This is a genomic window from Providencia sp. PROV119 (assembly GCF_028482435.1).
Classification (GTDB): domain Bacteria; phylum Pseudomonadota; class Gammaproteobacteria; order Enterobacterales; family Enterobacteriaceae; genus Providencia; species Providencia stuartii.
In genome coordinates this window covers 1-2,522 of sequence record NZ_JAMPQL010000046.1, presented here as the reverse complement: position 1 = coordinate 2,522, position 2,522 = coordinate 1, and the positions used below count along the sequence as shown (strand labels likewise).

General features: G+C 37.4%; 3 protein-coding genes and 2 pseudogenes. All 5 read left to right on the top strand.

Translation table 11 applies throughout. The features are described from left to right. The first annotated feature begins 120 nt into the window (after positions 1–120). Positions 121–1,008: a hypothetical protein gene (locus PSF11_RS21035; RefSeq protein WP_225829615.1), complete on the top strand. Its 888-nt coding sequence runs from the start codon at positions 121–123 to the stop codon at positions 1,006–1,008. Next, a pseudogene (locus tag PSF11_RS21030) lies at positions 1,001–1,269 on the top strand (PAAR domain-containing protein). Before PSF11_RS21035 ends, PSF11_RS21030 begins: the two are co-directional and overlap by 8 nt. A gap of 33 nt (positions 1,270–1,302) precedes the next feature. After that, positions 1,303–1,470 carry a hypothetical protein gene (locus tag PSF11_RS21025; protein ID WP_004916247.1) on the top strand — a complete coding sequence of 56 codons (168 nt, stop codon included), beginning with the start codon at positions 1,303–1,305 and terminating at the stop codon, positions 1,468–1,470. After that, positions 1,467–2,393 carry a hypothetical protein gene (locus PSF11_RS21020; RefSeq protein ID WP_040132669.1) on the top strand — a complete coding sequence of 309 codons (927 nt, stop codon included), beginning with the start codon at positions 1,467–1,469 and terminating at the stop codon, positions 2,391–2,393. The genes PSF11_RS21025 and PSF11_RS21020 overlap by 4 nt, the downstream gene beginning before the upstream one ends. Continuing rightward, a pseudogene (locus tag PSF11_RS21015) lies at positions 2,386–2,522 on the top strand (PAAR domain-containing protein); the annotation flags it as partial. The gene PSF11_RS21020 and the pseudogene PSF11_RS21015, both read left to right, overlap by 8 nt.

Here is a 2,522-nt window from a genome sequence, read left to right as displayed (position 1 = left end):
GGTAGGATGAACATTTTCTCGTCTTATTAGTACGTATATTAAAGCCTGTTCGCCTTATTAAAATTAGGATGGTGATATTGCTAGAGAGGCTCCATAATGTTCAAATTTTTTATGGGAACCATGTTCCCGAGTAAATTAAAAACGCAAAAAATCGCATCTTATCCAGAAGACTATAATGCTAAAGGTTCGTTAGAAGACAGTCCTTATGTGTTAAAAATAAACTTGGAACAATGCCAAATAAAATCGACCAATTTTAATTATAGAAAGGTAGTCTCAATACCGTTATTTTTGGTTGTACTTGCTGTTTTCATATTCATGATTAATTCTTTTTTTGAAAACCATTATTCAAATTATAAGTCATTTATATCAGTTATTTATGGATATAAAGATATTTATGAAAATTCAGTAAATCCACCTGAGGCAGTAGAGTTATACCGTCCTTTTTTTGATAAAACCCCCAATTTATTTGATTACTTAATCTCTTATTACTCGGGAAATTTTTATGCAGGAACTGAGTATTCAATATATCTGACGATATTATTCGCATTCGCTTTTGGTTATGCCCTCTATATTACAGGGAAATCCGTCTTTATTGGGCCTTACCCAATATTGGTATTGGATAGAAAGCGTAATCTTTTATACACATGGGAAAATAAAAAAGTCTATGTAGCCCGTTATGAAGATGCTGGATATGCAGCTCCAAGTAATAATTTATTTATCAAGTTATTTACATTTAATTCAGACAAAAATCGATTAGAAACGATTCTATTTCAACCGAATGCATCGGTTCACAGTAGTTTGTTTCTCAGTGAAGAATATGAAAATAATGCGTTTGTTAGCTTTATTAACGCCTATATGCAAAAAGGAAGAGATGTAATCACTGATCATGATTTTGAAAGTGAGCCATTGAAGTTTTATTTTGGTCGCTATGAGCCCCCTGTTGATGTTGATGCACAAATCGCGAAAACCCTTAATCAACTTGACAAGGAAAAGCCTCATCATGCGTAGCACAGTTAACGGTCGCAAAATCATTTTAAAAAATGATACCACCAACACCGGTGGCACGGTGCTTACGGGGTCTTCTTTCGCCAAGCAAGCCCAAGGAATCGCCTGTGTGGGCGACTCGGTTTATTGTCCTTCATGTAAAAAACAGGCGCTATCGTTGAAGGCGATAGCTTAATGAAAATTAATGGTATCCCTGTCGCCTTAGAAGGCCACAAAGTGGCTTGTGGGTGTTCAGGGGGCAGTGTGCTTGTTGCAGCAGATTAAATGAGCCTGTAGATAATTTTGTGTAAGTTCCCCATGTATCATTTACATGTGGTCATTGATCCTCTGGGGCAATCTATCCCATCCATTTATTGGTATTACTTGGTGGATCGTCTTAAAGGTGAAATTGCGCCATTGCGTTACCGAAACGGTGATCCTAATGATAAACTTTATGGCTGTATTGATGAGGAAGGCACAGAATGACGAGTTTATATACGGCAACAAAGCACCCGGAGCAATTAGAAACCACGCCATTGATTGAAGAAAGTCATCACTACGATGATCCGTTGGAGCCTCAAAAACTGGTATTTTTAGATGCGGTCAATAAACAGCGTTGTGTGATTAACTCCCCACAGCGGAATAGCCAGCTCACTAATACAATACCTTTTTTTATCGTGTTACTCTTTATGGCTTTTTACACTGCATCTATTTTTTTTAAGGTGCATGTTGAAAATAAAACATCAATTGAAATGATGGCTAAACATGTAGAAAAAAAGTATGGTAATGAAAAAAAACAAAGTGAGTTATCAGCAAAGTTAATTGAATTATATAAACCTTATTTTGGAAAAGAAAAAATAAGTTTATGGGAGTATATAAAAGCTTACAATTCAGGTAACTTTGTTATAAATGGCCAATATGGTAAATATTTAGTTATCGGCTGGCTAATTTTTTTCCCGGGTTTTTTATGGTTATTGGGCTATCTCTCTTTCTTCACACCTCCGGTGTATCTCATTGCGGATAGGCAACGAGGAATACTGTATAGCTATGGGATGGGGAAAGTACGTTTAACACGCTATGAAGATGCACAATTCGGCTATGCAGGTAAAATGTTGGCGATTAAACTGTATGGCATTGATGAAAAAACAGGGCAATTGAAAACCATACTTTACAAGCCAAATGTTTCCCATTACTCCAGTTTCCTGACCAGTACCGACAGTGAAAACCATCGTTTTATCACGTTTCTCAATGCTTATATGCAAGAGGGGCGAGATGCCGTTTCGTCTGTCGATTACCAAGCCCGCAAACCCTTTTTGTTTTTTGGTAAAAACCCACTTCCTACTGATTTTGAGCAACAGGTCGAACAGATTTTAGCAAAGCTTGATCAGGAGAAAAAACGCAATGCGTAGTCTTGTGAACGGCAGAAAAATTATCTTAAAAAATGATACGACGAATACCGGAGGCACGGTGTTGACGGCCTCTTCTCTCGCCAAACAAACCCAAGGAGTCGCATGTGTGGGCGACTCTGTTTATTGTCC